Annotated in this window: 22 protein-coding genes and 1 other annotated feature; of the genes, 1 reads left to right on the forward strand and 21 read right to left on the reverse strand. The window is 33.2% G+C overall.

Features of this window, described 5'->3' with window-relative positions; translation table 11 throughout:
- Positions 1 to 9: 9 nt before the first annotated feature.
- The 16 genes from recJ to M4L39_RS04275 form a co-directional block, all read right to left on the reverse strand.
- Positions 10 to 2,289: a single-stranded-DNA-specific exonuclease RecJ gene (recJ, locus tag M4L39_RS04200; RefSeq protein ID WP_277580894.1), complete on the reverse strand. Its 2,280-nt coding sequence runs from the start codon at positions 2,287 to 2,289 to the stop codon at positions 10 to 12.
- Positions 2,290 to 2,607: 318 nt separating this feature from the next.
- Positions 2,608 to 4,884 (reverse strand): protein translocase subunit SecDF, encoded by a 2,277-nt coding sequence (gene secDF, locus M4L39_RS04205; protein WP_277580895.1) that lies wholly within the window; start codon positions 4,882 to 4,884, stop codon positions 2,608 to 2,610.
- Positions 4,885 to 5,248: 364 nt separating this feature from the next.
- Entirely contained in the window at positions 5,249 to 5,509 is a 261-nt protein-coding gene (gene yajC / locus M4L39_RS04210) for a preprotein translocase subunit YajC (protein WP_002507416.1), read from the reverse strand.
- An 18-nt stretch (positions 5,510 to 5,527) separates the two neighbouring features.
- Positions 5,528 to 6,667 carry a tRNA guanosine(34) transglycosylase Tgt gene (tgt, locus tag M4L39_RS04215; RefSeq protein WP_277580896.1) on the reverse strand — a complete coding sequence of 380 codons (1,140 nt, stop codon included), beginning with the start codon at positions 6,665 to 6,667 and terminating at the stop codon, positions 5,528 to 5,530.
- Positions 6,668 to 6,687: 20 nt separating this feature from the next.
- Entirely contained in the window at positions 6,688 to 7,713 is a 1,026-nt protein-coding gene (gene queA, locus M4L39_RS04220; RefSeq protein WP_277580897.1) for a tRNA preQ1(34) S-adenosylmethionine ribosyltransferase-isomerase QueA, read from the reverse strand.
- Between the two features lie 2 nt (positions 7,714 to 7,715).
- Complete coding sequence (gene ruvB / locus M4L39_RS04225) at positions 7,716 to 8,717, reverse strand: Holliday junction branch migration DNA helicase RuvB (protein ID WP_277580898.1); 1,002 nt, start codon at positions 8,715 to 8,717, stop codon at positions 7,716 to 7,718.
- Positions 8,718 to 8,747: 30 nt separating this feature from the next.
- Positions 8,748 to 9,350, reverse strand: coding sequence for a Holliday junction branch migration protein RuvA (gene ruvA / locus M4L39_RS04230; RefSeq protein ID WP_277580899.1), 603 nt, complete (start codon positions 9,348 to 9,350; stop codon positions 8,748 to 8,750).
- A 12-nt stretch (positions 9,351 to 9,362) separates the two neighbouring features.
- Positions 9,363 to 9,818 carry an ACT domain-containing protein gene (locus M4L39_RS04235; RefSeq protein WP_277580900.1) on the reverse strand — a complete coding sequence of 152 codons (456 nt, stop codon included), beginning with the start codon at positions 9,816 to 9,818 and terminating at the stop codon, positions 9,363 to 9,365.
- Positions 9,819 to 9,829: 11 nt separating this feature from the next.
- Positions 9,830 to 11,125, reverse strand: coding sequence for a GTPase ObgE (gene obgE, locus M4L39_RS04240; RefSeq protein WP_277580901.1), 1,296 nt, complete (start codon positions 11,123 to 11,125; stop codon positions 9,830 to 9,832).
- A gap of 131 nt (positions 11,126 to 11,256) precedes the next feature.
- Positions 11,257 to 11,541, reverse strand: a complete 285-nt coding sequence (gene rpmA / locus M4L39_RS04245; RefSeq protein WP_002507409.1) for a 50S ribosomal protein L27 — start codon at positions 11,539 to 11,541, stop codon at positions 11,257 to 11,259.
- Positions 11,542 to 11,552: 11 nt separating this feature from the next.
- Positions 11,553 to 11,873: a ribosomal-processing cysteine protease Prp gene (locus M4L39_RS04250; protein WP_002507408.1), complete on the reverse strand. Its 321-nt coding sequence runs from the start codon at positions 11,871 to 11,873 to the stop codon at positions 11,553 to 11,555.
- Positions 11,874 to 11,875: 2 nt separating this feature from the next.
- The gene (rplU, locus tag M4L39_RS04255) at positions 11,876 to 12,184 is read right to left on the reverse strand and encodes a 50S ribosomal protein L21 (protein ID WP_065338186.1); all 309 of its coding nucleotides are present in this window, start codon (positions 12,182 to 12,184) and stop codon (positions 11,876 to 11,878) included.
- Between the two features lie 13 nt (positions 12,185 to 12,197).
- Positions 12,198 to 12,271 (reverse strand) — a sequence feature (ribosomal protein L21 leader region).
- 29 nt (positions 12,272 to 12,300) lie between these two features.
- Positions 12,301 to 12,825, reverse strand: a complete 525-nt coding sequence (gene mreD, locus M4L39_RS04260; RefSeq protein ID WP_277580902.1) for a rod shape-determining protein MreD — start codon at positions 12,823 to 12,825, stop codon at positions 12,301 to 12,303.
- A complete protein-coding gene (gene mreC / locus M4L39_RS04265) occupies positions 12,825 to 13,667 on the reverse strand; it encodes a rod shape-determining protein MreC (protein ID WP_277580903.1) in 843 nt (280 codons plus the stop codon). Before mreC ends, mreD begins: the two co-directional genes overlap by 1 nt.
- A 421-nt stretch (positions 13,668 to 14,088) precedes the next feature.
- A complete protein-coding gene (locus M4L39_RS04270; RefSeq protein ID WP_141714362.1) occupies positions 14,089 to 14,247 on the reverse strand; it encodes a hypothetical protein in 159 nt (52 codons plus the stop codon).
- A gap of 70 nt (positions 14,248 to 14,317) precedes the next feature.
- Positions 14,318 to 14,776: a DUF4930 family protein gene (locus M4L39_RS04275; protein ID WP_277580904.1), complete on the reverse strand. Its 459-nt coding sequence runs from the start codon at positions 14,774 to 14,776 to the stop codon at positions 14,318 to 14,320.
- Between the two features lie 147 nt (positions 14,777 to 14,923).
- Between M4L39_RS04275 and M4L39_RS04280 the strand changes: the two genes are divergently transcribed.
- Complete coding sequence (locus M4L39_RS04280; protein WP_277580905.1) at positions 14,924 to 15,103, forward strand: hypothetical protein; 180 nt, start codon at positions 14,924 to 14,926, stop codon at positions 15,101 to 15,103.
- A gap of 146 nt (positions 15,104 to 15,249) precedes the next feature.
- Here M4L39_RS04280 and M4L39_RS04285 read toward each other — a convergent pair whose 3' ends face one another.
- The 5 genes from M4L39_RS04285 to M4L39_RS04305 form a co-directional block, all read right to left on the reverse strand.
- Positions 15,250 to 15,531, reverse strand: coding sequence for a hypothetical protein (locus M4L39_RS04285; RefSeq protein WP_277580906.1), 282 nt, complete (start codon positions 15,529 to 15,531; stop codon positions 15,250 to 15,252).
- A gap of 154 nt (positions 15,532 to 15,685) precedes the next feature.
- Positions 15,686 to 16,534 (reverse strand): aldo/keto reductase, encoded by an 849-nt coding sequence (locus M4L39_RS04290; RefSeq protein ID WP_277580907.1) that lies wholly within the window; start codon positions 16,532 to 16,534, stop codon positions 15,686 to 15,688.
- Between the two features lie 160 nt (positions 16,535 to 16,694).
- Positions 16,695 to 17,372 carry a RadC family protein gene (radC, locus tag M4L39_RS04295; RefSeq protein ID WP_277580908.1) on the reverse strand — a complete coding sequence of 226 codons (678 nt, stop codon included), beginning with the start codon at positions 17,370 to 17,372 and terminating at the stop codon, positions 16,695 to 16,697.
- A complete protein-coding gene (locus tag M4L39_RS04300) occupies positions 17,369 to 18,073 on the reverse strand; it encodes a prepilin peptidase (RefSeq protein ID WP_277580909.1) in 705 nt (234 codons plus the stop codon). Before M4L39_RS04300 ends, radC begins: the two co-directional genes overlap by 4 nt.
- Before the next feature lie 309 nt (positions 18,074 to 18,382).
- Positions 18,383 to 19,201 (reverse strand): squalene/phytoene synthase family protein, encoded by an 819-nt coding sequence (locus M4L39_RS04305; RefSeq protein WP_277580910.1) that lies wholly within the window; start codon positions 19,199 to 19,201, stop codon positions 18,383 to 18,385.
- Between the last annotated feature and the right edge of the window lie 169 nt (positions 19,202 to 19,370).

The raw sequence follows: 19,370 nt of genomic DNA on the forward strand, positions 1-19,370 counted from the left end.
AACTTCCTCCTATTTATCTACCAGTTCAGACTTAATCCATTGCTTCAAATTATTAAAATCTTCATAAAGCAACATTTTTTCAACTTCAATTCTTTCTAAACGACCTTGATAATACTTACTCGATTCAATCGCTTTCTTAGTAGAGTCGCTATTTATCTTAATTATACCATTTTCATCTTTTATAAACTCTAAATCGAGGAAAACTTTCAAGATAAATTTAAGCATACTAGACTGTATATTTAAGTATTGACAAAGTTGCATACCATCTTTTGCTAAATTAGTTTCTTTTTTAGTCGCTAACGCTTTAAAACATTGTTTGAACGTTTCCATTTTTGGCATGCCTTCGAAATAAATCGAGCGTTCATGATTTAAAACAAGGTAAATTTGAGAAACTTCGACGGTTTTCAAAGTATCTTTAATGTCTTGTATCGAAGCAGGCAAATCACGGAAAACATATTTATCATAATTTTGCTGAATTTCTTCACCATAAAAATAATAATTTTCGCCTAATTTTTCACTTTTTTTATGAACAAGGTAAGCTACATCTGTTGAATCCTGCTCAAAGCCACTCACTTTACTTTTACTTCGATAATCAAGAATTTGTAAATTATTACTTGATAAGTCTTGTATCATGAATTGTGGTGATTGAAAACCATTCCATTCATTAATCTGTAAAGTACCAATACAATTAATCGGTTGTTGTTCCCCTAATTCTTTAACAAGGTGACCGTTTTGCCAAAAGATAGCCTGTAATTGACTTTCACCCATTACGAGTTTTAAATGTTTCTGCTCTTGGCCAATTCCTTTTGCTTGATTGACAATGACATCTTGTAATTCAAAGCATGGACTAGAGAAATCTGTGCCAAAAGGACGCAACCTTTGAATATCTTGAATGTTCTTTATTGTAATATCAGCTTCTGAAATTTTTACATCTACTTTTTTACGTGGCTCAAGTGAGGTTGTTTCAGCAAGTTGATTCATCCAATCATTTAATCCTTGTCTCAGTGTTTCAATGTGTTCTATAGGCATCGTCACACCTGCAGCCATATGATGACCACCAAATTTCGAAATTAAATCCCCATGTGCATTCAAAATTTCAAACATTGAGACTTGCGCTATACTACGCGCTGACCCTTTTGCATGGCCCTGCGCATCATCTATATTTAGTATGAGTGTTGGCAAACTATACGTTTCCACAACTTTAGAAGCCACTATGCCTAAAACACCTTCATGCCAATTTGGTTCAGCTAATAATAAGAATTTTGCCCCTTGTTGTACCTGTGCGTCAGCAACTTGTAATGCTTCTTCAGAAATTTGTGCAACAATGTCTTTACGTTCTTGATTAAAGAATTCGACTTGCTCAGCTAAAAAATCTGCTTCTTCATCTGTATCAGCCATTAACAATTCTGCAGCAAGCGCAGCATCTTCAAGTCTACCTACTGCGTTTAAACGAGGTCCGATGATAAAACCAATTGTTTCTTCATTAATTTCATCACTGTAACCAGCTTGTTTTAAAATCGCTCTTATAGATGGCGGGCAATGATCATTAAGAACTTCCAATCCTTTTTGAACTAAAGTTCGGTTTTCATTCGTTAAAGATACTAAATCAGCAATTGTTCCTATAGCAACTAAGCCGAGGAAATATGCTGGTGGCTCATCCAATAAATTCTGTGCTAACTTATACGCTACACCGGCCCCACATAAATATTTGAAAGGATAATCAAATTCTGGATGCATCGGATGTACAATGGCATAGGCATTAGGCATTGTTCTACCAATTTCGTGATGGTCTGTCACAATAACATCTACACCTAAATCTTGTACCATCTGTATTTCTTCATGGCCTTGTATGCCATTATCCACAGTGATAATTAATGAAATCTCTTCTTCATAAGCATTTTTAAACGCCATTTCATTTGGGCCGTATCCTTCAGAAAAACGATTTGGTATATACCAACCTACATGCGCGCCCAATTCTTTTAACGTATTTACGAGTATTGTTGTAGATGTTACGCCATCTGCATCATAATCACCATATACTAAAATCTTTTGATTTTGATCTATTGCCAAATTAATACGTTCGACAGCTTTTGTCATATCGCTCATTAATAATGGGTCATGTGTGACTTGAGTGCCTTTTAACAAAGCCTCAATTGATGGTTTATCAGTTAACCCTTTACTTTCTAAGATTTTCTTTACAATAGGAGTTAGCTTTAAATCTGATGAAACTTCCTCTGTAATCTCAATTTCTGGTGCGTTAACATCCCAAGTATACTTGGATTTAATCATACTATTCTCCCTCATTTCCACAAGCAATTATACAAAAGATATTCGAAAATAAAAAGTACTTACATTTAAACAAGACTTTCTATTAAATTTATATAGCGAATACCATTTTTATAAAATTCACAAATACATCTTAACATGAAAAGCATTCTACTTTAGCTTATTAACAAATAATTCGTACTTATAATTACTTTATTAGTAAATAACTTTTAAAACACATAAAAAAACAGCCCGAATTTTAATTCGAGCTGTTTCACTTTATTAGAAATGTCTTAGCTATGGTTAATATTGATAATTCATAACGTATTCATCCTGTATAACTTATACCAAGATTTTTTCATCATTTGATTTTTTCTCTTTATAAACGACAATCTTATGATCATCTGATTTTTTAAGTTGACGTTTCTTCATAATGCCCCATAGCGGTACTGCGATAAATACAGATGAGAAAACACCTGAAATCAGACCGATGAGTAATGCTAACGAGAAGTTGAAGATACTTGGTGCACCAAATGCAAGTAATGAAATGACTACAATAACTACTGTCAAAACAGTATTGATAGAACGTGTCATGGTCTGACGAATCGATCTATTAACAATATCGTCTATTTGAGATTTCTTCGTAATCACTTTTACTTTGTGTAAGTTTTCCCGGACCCTATCGAATGTAACAATCGTATCATTGATAGAGTAACCAATAATAGTTAATACTGCTGCAATAAAGGTAATATCTACCTCTAATCTGAATAAACTAAATACAGCAACAATCATAAATGCATCATGTAGTAATGCCAACACCGAGGATAATCCCATACGCCACTCAAATCTAAATGTAGTGTAGAGTATAATACCAATAGCAGCATATACAAGTGCAAACATGGCATTTTTAGCAAGCTCTTGACCAATCACTGGTGAAACTGTATTGACCGTTGGATCACTACCAAACTCATTATCTATTGTGCTCTTAATTTTAGCAACTTCATCTTTAGATAAGTCATCTTTAAATTGTACGGTCGCATTTTGGCCATTTTCACCTAGTGAAACTTGAGTCGGTTTGAAATCTTTATCTTCAAGCGTTTGAGTTACTTTTTCCTCTGAGACTTTATTTTCAGATTCAAAATCAACTCTCGTACCACTTGTGAAATCAATACCTAAATTTAATTTAAAAATGAAGAGAATGATGGCACCGACAATGATAATAAGGACACTCAATGATAACAATGGCTTAGCCAATTTCATAAAGTCCCAACGCTCATATGGCGTTTTCAAATCATGTACGTCTTTTTCTTCATTAATGTTATAGATATCTTTCTTGTTTACACCAAATAACCAATATGATTTTTTGAAGTAATTAGATGACACAAGTAGCGATAATAGCCATCTTGATAGGAACACTGCTGTTACAAAGATCATTAAGATACCGATGAGTAACATAGTTGCGAAACCTTTAACTGAACTTTCACCAAAGAAGAACAACACAGCGGCTGCGATAACAGTTGTTAACTGTGCATCGACAATGGTTAAGAAAGAACTCTTATTCGCTTTTTTATAAGCTTGTTTGAGTGTCCGTCCAATTTTAAGTTCGTCTTTAATCCGCTCATACATTATAATGTTCGCATCGACGGCCATACCTACACCTAGCACTAAGGCCGCTAAACCTGGTAATGTAAGCACACCTGAAATAAAGTTAAAGGCTAACATTGTTAAGTATATATACGCGGTTAGCGCAATAATTGCTACTAACCCTGGTAAACGATAGAAACCTAACATGAATAGATAAATTACTGCGATACCAATAACAGCAGCAAATACTGTTTTATCTAATGCATCTTGACCAAATTGGGCGCCGACTGAATTAGAATAAATCTCATTTAAATCTACTGGTAAGGAACCTGCATTTAACAAATCAGCAATTTGTTTTGCCTCTTTAATGCCTTCTTCACCGTTAAAGCCACCTGAAATTTCAACACTATCAGAGTTAATTGGCTTATCTACTGAAGCAGCTGAAACGAATTTCGGATCTTTTTTAGTCACTTCTTTATGGTAAGAATCACCTTTTTCGTGATCTAGCCAAACAACCATCACGTTTTCATCTTTTTTCGAAATTTCTTCAGTTACTTTTTTAAATTTATCACTATCTTTTAATTTGAAAGTAACTGCTGGTTGATTCGTATTCTCTTTGAATTCTTGTTTTGCTGAACCTTGCTGAATGTCTTTACCAGTCAATTTGATATTATCATCCGCATCACGAATCGTTAAATTTGCTTGTGATGATAAAACTTCTCGCGCTTCAGACTGGTTTTTGACGCCTGCAAGCTGGACACGAATTCTGTTTTTATCTTCGACTTGAATTTTCGGTTCGGAAACACCTAAGACGTTGACGCGATTTTCAAGCGTTTTTGCTGTTGATTTTACCGCTTTATCGTCAATTTTATCATCTTTTTGTAAAGGATCTACTTGATATAAGACCTCAAATCCACCTTGTAAGTCCAAACCAAGACTGACGTCTTTAACTACACTCTTATAAGTAAATGCCATGGCTCCCAACAACAGAGCTACGAGCACTATGAATGCAACTATTCTACTACTCTTCTTCACTTGAACACCTCATTGTAAGCTTATGTTATAAGAATACTTGATTAAATTATTTTAACGCAATTTTATACAATCTATACTTTCTTCTAAACGACCTTATTATCTTAACATATTACAACGCGTGTAAAAACTAACTCAACTATTTTGTATTCATAACTTAATTGTAAGCGTTATTAACATTTTAAAATGTTACGAAAATATTACTAGTTTATACGTTAAGTTATGATTATTATATCCTAGGTCATTTTAAATTATAACACTATATCAGCATATTGTTTAAGAAAGTATATATGATTTCTATTAATGCATCAGTAGAATATGTTAATAAAAAAACGAACTGATATTTTCATATCAGTTCGTTGCTTTATTATGAAGGATCAACTTGTTTTATAGCAGGTTTTTCTAAAGTGATTTCAGTACCATTGCCATTTAAAGTTAATACTACTGTAGTTTCATCTACTGCACGAACAGTACCTTTGATACCACCGATTGTAGTTACATGTTGCCCAGAGCTTACTTGGCTAATCATTTCACGATGCTCTTTCGCTCTTTTCTGTTGTGGTCTGATTAAGAAAAACCACATTAATGCTAATAATAAAATTGGTAATATTAATGAAGTAAATTGCATTATTTTATTTCTCCCTTGTTAAAAGTTTTTTGGGTTGTCTACATTAAGTCCATACTGTTCAAAGAATTCTTCTTTAAAGTCAAGAAGACGATCTTCACGAATTGCTTGTCGGATGTTTTCCATTAATTTTAGCAAGAAATGTAAATTATGATAAGTAGTAAGACGGATACCAAATGTTTCTTCTGCTTTAATTAAATGTCTTATGTAAGCTCTACTATAATTTTTACAAGTATAGCAGTCACAATTATCATCAAGTGGTCCTAAATCTTCTGCATATTTAGCATTTTTAATAGTCACTCGCCCATGTGAAGTCATACAAGTGCCATTACGTGCAATACGTGTCGGTAGTACACAGTCAAACATGTCCATACCTCGAATACTACATTCGAGCAATGCATCCGGTGAACCGACGCCCATTAAATAACGCGGTTTATCCTTCGGCATAAATTGTTCAGTGTGTGTCACCATATCGTACATTACTGGCTTAGGCTCTCCTACAGATAAGCCACCAATTGCATATCCTGGAAAATCTAAAGCAACTAATTCCTCAGCGCTTTGTTTTCTAAGATCTTTATATTCTCCGCCTTGGATGATACCAAACAAAGCTTGATCTTCAGGTCTCTTATGTGCTTTCAAACATCTTTCAGCCCATCTAGTGGTTCTTTCAATAGAGTCTTTCACATATTTATATTCGGCAGGCATAGGAGGACATTCGTCAAAAGCCATCATAATATCTGAACCTAAGTCATTTTGAATCTCTGTAGCTTTCTCAGGACTCAAAAATAATTTCGATCCATTTTTGTGATGACGAAATTCTACGCCTTTTTCAGTAATATTTCTCAAATTACTTAAGCTAAATACTTGGAAACCGCCAGAATCAGTCAGTATAGGACCATTCCAGTTCATGAACTGATGTAAGCCCCCACTCTTTTTGATAATATCATTTCCTGGCTGTAACCACAAATGATAAGTATTCCCTAAAATGATTTTCGTTTCCATCTGATGTAATTCTTCTGGACTCATTGTTTTTACAGTTGCTTTTGTACCTACTGGCATAAACATCGGTGTTTCAAATGATCCATGAGGTGTGTGTACAATACCTAAACGCGCACCCGATTGCTTACAAGTTTTAATATGCTCATACGTTACTGCTGGCATACAAAATCCCCTTTCATTCCCTAAATAATTAACATTGCATCTCCGAAACTAAAGAATCTGTATTCTGATTTTACCGCTTGTTGATATGCATTTAAAATATAATCCCTATTACTAAAAGCAGATACTAGCATAACAAGCGTTGATTTTGGTAAATGAAAGTTTGTAATTAAACCATCAATTGCCTTAAATGTATAGCCGGGGAAAATAAAGATGTCTGTCCAGCCACTTTGAGCTTTAAATGCTTCATTTGTTTGCATAATCGTTTCTAGCGTCCTTGTGGATGTTGTACCTACAGAAATTACACGATGTCCATTAGATTTGGTTTCATTTAACAACTTTGCTGTTTTTTGGTCCATCTGATAATATTCACTGTGCATTTCATGATCGTCTATATTATCTACACTTACAGGTCTAAATGTACCTAAACCAACATGTAATGTAATGAACGCGATGTTAATGCCTTTTGCTTTTATACGATTTAATAATTCGTCAGTAAAATGTAGTCCAGCTGTTGGTGCAGCTGCAGAACCAGAGGCCTTAGCATAAACGGTTTGATAACGATCTTGATCATCTAAACGTTCTTTAATATAAGGAGGTAAAGGCATTTCACCAAGCTCATCTAAACGTTCTTGTAATATACCATCATAATGTAGTCTCATTATTCGACCGCCTTGGTTTAACTCCTCAATACATTCAGCAATTATTTTGCCATCACCAAACGTTAATTTGTTACCAATTTTGATTCTTTTTGCAGGTTTTAATAACACTTCCCAATCATTACCAGAGATTTGTGTCAGCATTAGCATTTCTACTTTTGCACCAGTTTCTTCTTTCAAACCAAACAAACGAGCTGGCATCACTCTTGTATCGTTCAATACAAGTGTGTCACCTTTATTTAAGTAATCAATGACTTCTTTAAAATGTTTATGTTCAATATCACCAGTTTGTCTGCCAAGAACTAGTAATCTACTCTCATCTCTGTTTTTCAGAGGTGTTTGTGCTATCAATGCTTCAGGCAAATGATAATCAAATGCTTCAATATCCAAACTTATTCCCTCTTTCCATTCTTGCTAAAATGTTCAAATGCATAAGGAGTCGCTTTTCGCCCTCTTGGTGTACGCTCAATGAATCCTTTTTGAATTAAAAAGGGTTCATATACATCTTCAATTGTAATACGTTCCTCACCAATAGAAACAGCAATCGTATCTAAACCAACAGGTCCACCTTTATACTGTTGCAATATACAATTCATCATTTTATGGTCAATATAATCTAGTCCTTCATCATCTACTTGCAATAACTGTAGTGATTGCTTTGTAGTATCTATACTTATTGATTCATCTTCCTTCACTTGTTGAAAATCACGTACACGCTTTAACAAACGATTGGCTACTCTTGGTGTGCCTCGACTACGTTTAGCTAATTCTGTTGCACTTTCTTTATCGATAGACGTACCTAATACTTCTGCAGTCCGCACGATGATTTCTTCCAACTCAGGTTCTTCGTAGTACTCTAATCTGAGATGAACACCGAATCTATCACGTAAAGGAGCTGTTAAACTGCCCGCTCTTGTAGTAGCACCAATTAAAGTAAAAGGTGGTAAGTCTATACGAATACTTCTAGCTTCTTCTCCTTTACCAATAACGATATCCAAAAAGAAATCTTCCATTGCTGGATATAATACTTCTTCAACAACACTACTTAACCTGTGAATTTCATCAATAAATAAAACGTCTCCTGGTTGTAAACTAGAAAGAATTGCAGCTAAATCACCCGGTCGTTCTACAGATGGTCCAGAAATCGTTCTAATATTTACTTCCATTTCATTCGCAATGATATTAGACAAAGTCGTTTTACCTAATCCAGGGGGGCCAAATAATAGGACATGATCTAACGGCTCTTGTCTCATTTTAGCGGCTTTAATAAACACTTCTAAATTCGATTTAATCGCTGATTGTCCGATATATTGACGTAACCTTGTTGGTCGTAAAGAAAGTTCAAATGAAGTTTCCTCTTCATGTACTGATTGGTCTACCATTCTATCATCCATTACATTCCCCCCTTTTAAATACAGTAATATTTATGATATAAGTAATTGTAATCCTCTTTTAACTGCATCATCGACAGACTCAAATGATTCTTTAGTTAGTTTTTTTTCAACTTTAGTCAACTCACGTTTAGAATAACCTAATGCTTCTAGTGCTAGCATTGCCTCTTTAACAATTGCAGTTGCACCATTACTATCTGCACCCATGTTTAATAGCTGGCTACTATCTACTTCGTTAATCTGTACTTTACCTTTAAGATCCAATACAATTTGACGCGCAGTTTTTTTACCTATTCCAGGGAATTGTGTTAAGTAAGCATCATTTTCATTCTCGATGGCAATCTTGACGTCATTCGGAGAACTACTTGCTAAAATTGCTAATGCAGATTTCGGACCAATACCAGTTACTTTTATCAAGCTTAAAAACATATCTTTTTCTTCTTGATTTATAAAACCATATAGCAATTGTGCATCTTCTCTTACGATAAGTGAAGTGTGAATCACAACTTCTTGGTCCATTTGTTTTTGAAAACGATAAGAATTAGGTGTTTGAATCTCATATCCTACACCTGATGCTTCAACTACCACGTGCGTAGGATTCAATACTGTTAATGTGCCTTTAATATATGCGTACACGTTTACACTTCCTTATATAGTCATACTAATTAATTCAACTTTAGAAATATGATCAATAATTCTTAAAGCTTCCATTACATCATCAATTTCCAAATCCGTACCCTTGGCATCTAATGAAAGTGTGATTGTTGCTCTACCATCCATAGGAATACTTTGGTGAATTGTTAATACAGATAAACGTAAGCTAGATAATGTATTTAATACTTGTGCCAACATACCTACGATATCATTAACATACAATATTAACGTAAACTCTCTAGTTGTTTCCATCTTTTCATCAATCGGAAATATTGTATCTCGATATTTATAAAATGCACTTCTAGATAAATCGAACTGCTTGACTGCTTCAAATATGGACAATGACGGATCATTTTTTAATACATCTTTAATTTTTAAAGTTTTTACTACTGATTCTGGTAAAACATCTTCTCTAATTAAATAAAACTTTTTATAGTCTTTTTTGTCCAAATTAAGCACTCCTATTCAACAAATTCAAATTCTCCGCCAAGTATTCTTACAATATCACCGTTCTCACAACCACGTGCTCTCAACGCCTCATCAATGCCCATAGAACGCATTTGACGTGCAAATCTACGTACTGCAGGATCGCTATTGAAGTCAGTCATCTTGAACATTCTTTCAATTGCTTTACCACTTACAACGTATGCAGCATCATCATCTCTAGTAATTGTGAAGTTGTCTTGACTCGGCGTATGTTTGTACAACACTCTGTTAACACCCAAGTCTTCCTCTTCTACTTTACTAAAGTCAATATCTTTAACTTCTTCTAATTTATCTGCAATTGCATATAAAAGTTCATCTATATGATCATGCATCACTGTAGATAAAGGAATAATATGAATACTATCATCATTCAATTCTTCTTTAAAAATTTCTAAGTTATCTTCAGCGTTTGGCATATCCATCTTATTTGCTACAACGATTTGAGGTCTCTCTTCTAAACGATGTTCATAAGCGCTTAATTCTTCATTAATCACTTTATAATCTTCGAATGGATCACGACCTTCAGAGCCACTCATATCAATCATATGAACAATAACTTTTGTTCTCTCAACGTGTTTTAAAAATTGATGGCCTAATCCCACACCTTCAGACGCACCTTCAATAAGACCAGGCAAATCTGCCATTACAAAACTTCTTTGATCTTTTGTAGAAACAACACCTAAGTTAGGTTTAATTGTAGTGAAATGATAAGCACCAATTTTCGGTTTGGCTTTAGATACCATTGAGAGCAAGGTAGATTTACCAACACTCGGGAAACCTACTAGTCCTACATCGGCTAGTAATTTTAATTCTAACGTGACATCTATTTCTTCACCTGGTTCTCCATTTTCACTAAAATCAGGTGCAGGGTTTCTTGGAGAAGCGAAACGAGAGTTACCTCGGCCACCACGACCACCCTTAGCTACAGTTGCACGTTGACCATCTTCAACTAAATCTGCAACAACTTCTTCTGTTTCAACATTTTTCACAATTGTGCCTGGCGGTACTTTTAGAACTAAGTGATCTGCATTTTTACCATGCATATTACTTGTTTGACCAGCGCCACCTCTATTAGCCTTGAAATGTGTTTGATATCTAAAATCTAATAAAGTTCTTAACCCTTCATCAACTTCAAATATAATTGACGCACCATTACCACCGTCGCCACCAGCTGGACCACCAAATGGAATATATTTCTCTCTACGGTAGGCTGTTATACCATTACCGCCATCACCTGCTTTAAGTGATATTTTAACTTGATCGACAAACATGATTTCACCTCTTTTTCTAAAAACTTAATTTCCATATCTTTTACATTATATCATTATCTTGCCTACTAGAAAATAAAGACAAAAAAATTAACACCAGAAGTCATAACTTCTGGTGTTAATGGTGACAAAAACTACTCAGCTGCTGCGTAAACAGAAACTTGTTTTTTGTCGCGACCTTTACGTTCAAATTTAACAACGCCGTCGATTTTAGCGAATAATGTATCGTCGCCACCACGACCAACATTTTCACCAGGATAGATTTTAGTACCACGTTGGCGGAATAAAATTGATCCACCTGTAACGTATTGACCATCAGCACGTTTAGCTCCTAAACGTTTTGACTCAGAGTCACGGCCGTTTCTTGTAGAACTTACCCCTTTTTTAGATGCGAAGAATTGTAAGTTTAATTTTAACATTGGGTTGCACCTCACTTATAATTTAGTCTGATATTTTCTTTATATTCTTCTTCAATTGTTTGCAATGATACTAACATTGCCTGAAGAATTAATTGCGCTTTTTCATTTGTAGCATCGACACTTCTTACGTGGAAATGTCCACCGTCATCATTGTAATCAATGTCTGGTTTTTCGCTCGTTAATCCCATGATAGCATTAACGCTTCCGAAAATAACTGCGGATGCACCAGCACAAACTATGTCATGCCCGTATTCGCCATGTTCTGCATGACCATCCATAATAACATCCGTTACTTGACCAGCTTCGTTCAATGTAACATCAACAGTAATCATAATTAAGCGTTGATTTTGTCGATAGTTAATTTAGTGTAAGGTTGACGATGACCTTTTTTACGTTTTGAGTCTTTACGACGTCTGTAAGTGAATACAGTGATTTTTTTACCGCGTCCTTCTTTATTAGCAGTAGCAGTAACAGTAGCACCCTCAACTGTTGGCGCACCAACTTTAACTGAGTCTCCACCTACAAATAATACTTTGTCAAAAGTGAATGAATCACCTTCGTTTAAATTTAATTTTTCAACGAAGATTTCTTGTCCTTCTTCAACTTTTAATTGTTTTCCACCTGTTTCGATAATAGCAAACATACTTTGCACCTCCTATAATTTTAAGTCACGCCAAATGCAGGTGACATAAATGTACTTGAACCTGAATCTGAGCGGTTGTATGTAGCTATGAACTACTCAACTACTGCATTTTAGCATTAGGATTTCTTACTGTCAATCTTCAATTGTACTTTTCTTAGGAATTTCATAATAATTGGGAATAAAATTGTAAGTAAAATTAAATTCAATATAAATGTAGGTATTAATCTAAATATAACAAAGTCAATAAATTCAAAATTAATAATTCCTAAAATACTATACATAATTGCTACATAAATTTCTAAGAAGACTGTACTAAGTAAAATAATGATAAACAACATTGTATGATCTCTATAAAATGTTTTAAAGAAAAAGTCCATGATGACTACAAATAAAATGTAACCAAATAGATATAAACCGTAAAAACTGCCGAAATATAAATCTGTAATTAGACCTAATACTACTGATAAAACCATCGCTACACCAAAACTTCTATACACACTTAGCATCAAAATGTACATGATCGTTAAATGTGGCACGAAAATAATATCTTTATCTCCTATTTGCATTGGTATAACAAGTCCAATTGCAGTATCAATATAAAACAATACAATACCAATAAGAAAGTAGTATAATGCGCGCATTAATTATCCCCGCTTTCATTATCTGGTATTGTTTTAGGGTCTCTTTTAGCAACATAAACGTGGTTTAAGTCTGCTAGACTTGCAGCTGTCTTAACTCTTACTTCTTTAGATAAACCGTACTCATCATTTTCAACTTTAGATACTTCACCTATGTAAATACTGCTAGGAAGTTGATCTGCTAAGCCACTCGTAACAACTTTATCTCCCTTTTTAATACTATCTTTATTATTTATATCTGTAATTACAAGTTCTTCATTCTTAGCATCATAATGGTCTATTAAACCAAAAACATTTTCACCATCATGTTGAACGTTTACAGACAATCGATTGGCACGTGTGTTCGTTGAGATTAAATCTACTTGAGACGAGAATTGATTCACTTTAGAGATGCGGCCAACTAACCCTTCTGAAGTCATCACAGCCATATTGTTTTCTATTCCATCTTTAGAACCTTGGTTTATAACCAATGTATTCATCCATTGATCAGGATTTCTAGATAACACTGTGCTAGAAATCGGTTCATATTTTGAAATGTCTTCAATATCTAATTCTTTTTTGTAAGTTTTATTTTCAGCTTTTAGTCTTTCATTTTCAGCTTCTAATTGTTTCACCTTACTATTTTGTTCTTTTGAACTATCCTTTGAAAAGAGATTACCAATAGATCCTGTTACAAAATGGACAGGATAGCTAACTGCTTTTTGACCAAAAGCAACAGTATCTCCCACATATTGTTCTACTGGTGATTGTGTTTGCGAACGCAAAGATACACCAATTAAGGCTATAAACACAATGATTGCACACAGTATAACAATCAATTTGTTGTTTTTAAAAAACTTTGACAACCTGAACACCTCTATTAACCAACTATTTTATATTCTTATTATCATTTTATATCACTAGTGTTACGAAATAAAGCACGAACCCTGATATTCCATAACAAAATTTATCAGATGTTGAATCAACAGTTTAACTAGATTAAGCGATTACGTTTAAAGTTTTGATTAGAATGTAATGAATTTAACGATACATTGTATTATAACAATATTTACAGTCAATAGTGTATTAAAAAGTTTTGGTTTTGCGAATTATAATACAATACATTATTTTAAAAATTACGCTTAACGATGCTTAAAATCATCTTACGTGTTATATATTTTTTATGTATCATTTAATAACTTTCATTTAATAATTCTTTTGGTATGCTTGTACACAAATTTTTAAGCCATAAAAAAACGCCTCTACTTTTAGAGACGTGAACTTACTTTAGTCATTTTCTTTTTCATCTGATTTGTTGTCGTCAGTTGATTTTTTAGCTTTTTTCTCATCTTCTTCATATAATGTTTCTTTTTTACGCCAACGTGCAAATAAATTCTGTGCTTTAGCTTGTTCAGCCATTTTCTTATCTTTAGACTGTTCACTCATAATTGGACACCAACCTTTAACGTTTTTACTTATTTAAGGCTAACGCATTTCACCCTATAATTCAAACGCATTACTCGTAGTTAGATTGCGGTTGTAGTTCAATATGCGCTCCTAATTGATTTAGATCTTGTTCCATTTCAATTTCTGTCTTATAAACACGAAGTGAATCTGAGCCGAATTTATAGATAATAAACTCATCGCCACGTTGACCAGCCAAATATTCATCTGTGTAACCCATTCTTTCTAAACCTGAGACTGACATAAACTCTTTTTTATTAATCCAATCAAACACATTTTTCGTTTGACTAAATGGTACATTATTAAGGATGTCATTATCTTCTACTGAATAACGTTTGCCACCAGTCAAATTTTGCTGAGGTGCTTCATTATTCATAGATGGTTTATCATCATGTACTGGGTTCCATTCTTGGTCTTTTAAAAAAGGCGCATATTTTAATGCGAAAAGTACAATTGCTATAATCGCTATGACAGCTATAATGTTTTTTACAATACTGAAAATAAACCGCATGAACCATCCTCCTATTAAGTCACTCTATATTATAATTTTTTACAATCGAATTATCATCAGTCTCTAGAACTATTTAAAACTTATCTATAGACTGATGCATCTGCTATATTTTCGTAGTACAATGTTTTTAAAGGGAGTGAATACAGAATGAGTATTTTATCTATAATCCTGCTTGCACTCTTAGTCATACTACTATTTAGAGTAGGTTTATCAATTTTAAGATTTATAATATATATTGGGATTATTGTGTTATGTCTATATTTGGGTTACCAAGGGATTCTTTGGTTAATGGAAAATTTTAACACTTATTTCAATTTCATAAATTAAAATTTTAGCGCTTAAGGATTAAGTTATCCATTAAGCGCATTTTTGTGTTATTAGCTTTAAACTTCTAATACTTTCACTTTAAATATGTAAAAATATAAATTACTACTAACAAAACTTAACATATACTATAGAAACTTGTCATTTGCTTATTTTCCTACACCATTACTCAACACTTGATAAACATAATAACAGCCACTTAATAATAGTGCCCATATTATCGCTACCGCTATAGCACTCAATAAATAAATCCAAATTGAAGTTGATGTATGATTAAATACAACGAATAATATAGTTGTAATAACAACCCCGATAACTGAAACAGCTATTGCAACACCCGTTCTTTTCAAATTAATTGCTTGGCGCTTTTTTGTGAGTTGCATAAGATACACTACAGGTAACAATAACCCGATTAATAAGATACTTCCCAATATATAATCCTCCTTATATAACATCTTGATTATACATTACCTTGACGCATACCGGAAGATTAATTTACTCCATAAAACAAATATGTCATATGTAAAAAAAGACATCCCTTCATAAGCACAGGATGTCATTAATATATATTGTTAATTTAAATGCTTAAACAAACTCTTCATATTCACGTGGGTTTTGACCTTCAACACGACCGCTTTCACCTTGATCTAAAGCATCAATCTTATCTAAGTCTTCTTGTTCTAATTCAAAGTCAAGATAATTATAATTTTCTTGTTGATGCACGTCATCACTCGATTTAACAATTGGAAATACATGATTTTGATTAACCCAGTTAATAATCACTTGAGCGGGCGTACGATCATATTTATCAGCAATAGCTTTAATCGTATCATTCGTAAGAACGTCATTAATTTCGCGACCTAAAGGACTCCAAGCTTCTGATACAACACCTCTTTTGTCATTTTCTGCTATTAAATCTTTATTATTGAAATACGGGTGTATCTCTATTTGATTAGTAGCTGGCGTAACTCCTGTCGCTTCAATAATTTCATCTAAATGTTCAGGCATAAAATTAGAAACACCAATCGTTTTAATTAAGCCATATTTCTGAGCATCAACTAACGCTTTCCAAGCCTCAACGTATTTACCTTGTTTAGGATTCGGCCAATGTATTAAATATTTATCAAAATAGTCTAAGCCCGTACGATAAAGTGATTCTTGAATAAGATTAATCGCTTTATCATATTCATGTGCAGCGCCTGGTAATTTAGCACTTACATAAATCTGTTCTCGAGGTATTGACGAACGACGAATTGCTTCGCCTACCATGCCTTCATTATTATAATTTGTTGAAGTATCTATTAAGCTATAGCCAATATCAATTGCATTCATTACTTGGTTAACGCCTTTTCCACCTTGAATATTAACCGTTCCTAATCCTATATGAGGTAAAGTTGATCCATCATTTAAACGAAACTCATCATACATTGTCATTGATAATCCTACCCTTCTTTCATGTATTTAAAAATCAGCATAAATAAGTTGATTATATATAACCATTACTTTCTATTTCTACCCTTTTTACCGTTTTAATAATCTGTTATAAATGTTTGTTCTATGTAATTTTATAAATAATAATTTCAATTAATAAACTTCAATCAAAATACCCTTCTTCAACCATGCTTAAATAAGTATGATCACCTATAATAATGTGGTCTAATAAGTCAATTCCTAGCATTTGACCACATTCTTTTAATCTTTCAGTAGTTTTAATATCTTCGTTTGAAGGCGTAACGTCACCTGAAGGATGGTTATGTAATACAATAATGGCGTTACTCGCACATTTAACAGCCTCACTAAATACTTCTCTTGGATGTACAATTGAGCTATTTAAAGTGCCAATAAATATGGTCTTTTGCTTAATAATTACGTTTTTAGAATTTAAAAACAGCGCTATAAATTTCTCTTGTGTCAAATGCTCCATTTTTCCCATCATGAAATCTGCGACATCTTTAGGGCTTGAAATTTGAATCTTATCGTCTACGCTACCTGAATGCATGCGCTCTCCTAACTCAAATGCTGCTTTCAAAATAAGCGCTTTATATAAACCTACACCTTTGATTTTATTTAAGTCACTGATAGATAACCTTTTTAATTCTTTTAAGTTATCAACTGTCTTCAACAATTCGTTTGCAATATCTAAACTCGAATTCCCTTTTCGACCAGTATTAATTAGTATGGCTAATAACTCAGCATGCGATAAATGCGAGGCACCATGACTTAATAAACGTTCTCTCGGTTTCTGATTATCTGCTAGTTCATTTATTCTCAAATTAGACCCTCTCCTAAAGTTAAATATTGATGAGATACCATCGTTAAATTAAAAGCAACAAAAATAAAAGGTATAAGTGGTATTCTTTGTTTTAAATTACGAAAAAGTATCATACTAACTAAAGCAAAAATCCCTCCACAAATAAATGTGAAAAGCATTGTTAACACAAAATCTGGATATGGTAATAAATAAGAGAGCAATGAAAAGAGAAGTATGTCACCGTAACCAATGCCGTGACGTATTAAAAAATAAAAAAGGTGTAATATCATAGTCATGATTAAGAAATGGTATACATTTCCTTGTGCAATAAAGTAGGCACATAACGAAAATATAATGAATAGATGGAGTGGCAACGTAAAAGTTTTGATGTCATACATAGTAAATACAAGCAAGAATATATAAACAAGTAAAAAAGTGGCGTGATCTAAAGACAATGATAAGTAAGAAAGTACAAATGCAGGAACAATCGATAACAATTCTCCAATTAAATATAACGAACTCAACTTACTTTGACAGCATTTACTTCTTCCTTTTAGACACAAAAAACTTATAATTGGTATCATTTCGATAAATTTAAGTTCTTTATGACAATAATCACAACGAGAGCGTGACACAAAGTAATTTAACTTTAATTGAGTCACATAACTCAGCTGATACAAATAGCTAAATAGAACTGGACATAATAAAAGTTGTTTAATCAATGATGTACCTCCTTATAAAGATTATATCACGTCCTATTTAATTTAATAACAAAATTATCACTTTATTGTTTTTTCCAATTGTAAGCTTGTTAAAATAAAATTTCAGTACACAAAAAGCGCATTAACCTCTACTGTTTAAATGGTTAACCAAATAAATTAAGAAGAGTTTATGCGCTTATATATAATAATTATAAATACATTTAACTATGGCATACAGAAAGACAGAATCAGTCACTCTGTATTTATTTATTAAAATGCTATGTGTTGTAGTTACTGTTTTAAAAGAAAGCTAATCATCATTTTTCGATACTATTTTTTCTTAACTTCTTCCACTGTTTCTTCCACTTCTTTACGTGTTATTTTTTCACGACCATTTTTCATGGCTTTTAAAGATTTATGCGCAAGAGCTAAAGGTAAACGCGCGAATAATATAATCGTTCTCTTATTGATTGAATCGATATATGCATCTGCTTTTGCTAAGTTTTCATCTGCATAATCAAACAGGTCTGCACGAGTCCAACCATCAGGTACAAAACTCACACCACGTTCATCTAAATCTTCTTTTTCATTTCGTAAAATATTGACAGCTTGAAGTCCACGCCCGTAACCAATGGCTAAATCGCGATCTGTTTTTTCACCAGCACACAATTCCCATAGTTCTGACAGCATGACACCAACACGTCCTGCAACGTAATATGTATATTCATCTAAATCTTCGCGCGTATGAACATCCCAGTTTGCTTTCGCCCATTTAGCCATACCGAATGCCATTTCGCTTGAACAATCTAAAACGATTGGCAACGTTCTGTCAGGACATGCGTCTATCCACTCACCTAAACGGAGTGTGACTTCAGGCATGATATCTTTCACGGGACTAAGAATCTCTAGATATTTTTCTTCATCGAAAGGTTCTTTAAACAATTCACTCACTTGCATTAAAATTGTATATTTTAAATCATTATCTACTTCTTCATGATCCTCAATCTCATCAATTGCTCGTAGTATTAAATATGCAGATGCTACTGAATGCTTTAATTCTTTTTCTAAAAAGGTAATTGGAATATAAAACGTACGACTTGTTTCTTTTAGTACGCGCATTGCATCCTTTGGAAATTTCTTTTCTGTCATGTTAATCTTTCCCTCCCTTTTTTAAATACTATCATATTATTACAAATTAAAATAGGAATTGCTAAATAGATAAAAAAAGCATCAATAATTATTTGTATTAAACGATGCATTAATCACAATTTACACAAATCCAAAAAATAAATCTTCAATTTTAAAAATTTCCATAAAA

Source organism: Staphylococcus equorum (assembly GCF_029531845.1).
Taxonomy (GTDB): Bacteria; Bacillota; Bacilli; order Staphylococcales; family Staphylococcaceae; genus Staphylococcus; species Staphylococcus equorum_C.

Bases quoted from the DNA above. Each gene is read 5' to 3' on its own strand.
- recJ (WP_277580894.1), bottom strand. From the start codon at position 2,289: ATGATTAAATCCAAGTATACTTGGGATGTTAACGCACCAGAAATTGAG.
- yajC (WP_002507416.1), bottom strand. From the start codon at position 5,509: ATGCAATTTACTTCATTAATATTACCAATTTTATTATTAGCATTAATG.
- tgt (WP_277580896.1), bottom strand. From the start codon at position 6,667: ATGCCAGCAGTAACGTATGAGCATATTAAAACTTGTAAGCAATCGGGT.
- ruvB (WP_277580898.1), bottom strand. From the start codon at position 8,717: ATGGATGATAGAATGGTAGACCAATCAGTACATGAAGAGGAAACTTCA.
- obgE (WP_277580901.1), bottom strand. From the start codon at position 11,125: ATGTTTGTCGATCAAGTTAAAATATCACTTAAAGCAGGTGATGGCGGT.
- rpmA (WP_002507409.1), bottom strand. From the start codon at position 11,541: ATGTTAAAATTAAACTTACAATTCTTCGCATCTAAAAAAGGGGTAAGT.
- M4L39_RS04250 (WP_002507408.1), bottom strand. From the start codon at position 11,873: ATGATTACTGTTGATGTTACATTGAACGAAGCTGGTCAAGTAACGGAT.
- rplU (WP_065338186.1), bottom strand. From the start codon at position 12,184: ATGTTTGCTATTATCGAAACAGGTGGAAAACAATTAAAAGTTGAAGAA.
- mreD (WP_277580902.1), bottom strand. From the start codon at position 12,825: ATGCGCGCATTATACTACTTTCTTATTGGTATTGTATTGTTTTATATT.
- M4L39_RS04270 (WP_141714362.1), bottom strand. From the start codon at position 14,247: ATGAGTGAACAGTCTAAAGATAAGAAAATGGCTGAACAAGCTAAAGCA.
- M4L39_RS04275 (WP_277580904.1), bottom strand. From the start codon at position 14,776: ATGCGGTTTATTTTCAGTATTGTAAAAAACATTATAGCTGTCATAGCG.
- M4L39_RS04280 (WP_277580905.1), top strand. From the start codon at position 14,924: ATGAGTATTTTATCTATAATCCTGCTTGCACTCTTAGTCATACTACTA.
- M4L39_RS04290 (WP_277580907.1), bottom strand. From the start codon at position 16,534: ATGACAATGTATGATGAGTTTCGTTTAAATGATGGATCAACTTTACCT.
- M4L39_RS04305 (WP_277580910.1), bottom strand. From the start codon at position 19,201: ATGACAGAAAAGAAATTTCCAAAGGATGCAATGCGCGTACTAAAAGAA.